General features: G+C 61.3%; 1 protein-coding gene. It reads left to right on the top strand.

Annotated features, from left to right (window positions below):
* Window positions 1-269, top strand: a 269-nt coding sequence (locus tag ACQRCJ_RS12560) for a VCBS domain-containing protein (RefSeq protein WP_427799960.1), incomplete at both ends; no start/stop codon positions are given.

A 269-nucleotide genomic window follows, 5' to 3' on the forward strand; every position in this document is an offset into this window, starting at 1 on the left:
TCCCTGACGCAGGCATCTTTCTGGGCAAGGATGCCACGGACGGTGACGTGGAGAGCAGCGCTCCCGTGAAGGGGGACTTCGGCCATCTGGTTCTGAACAACGACGGCACCTGGACCTATACCCTGAAGGGCGAAGGCGAAGCTGTGCGGGGGACGGCCAGCCTTGACGGCGAGACCTTCGACATCGATTCCATCGATGCTCTGCCGGAAGGCGCCACCATCACGGATACCTTCACCATCTATGTGAAGGACGAGCACGGTGCCTGGAAC

Origin of the sequence: Desulfovibrio sp. SGI.102, assembly GCF_050314315.1 — a bacterium.
Lineage (GTDB): Bacteria > Desulfobacterota > Desulfovibrionia > Desulfovibrionales > Desulfovibrionaceae > Desulfovibrio.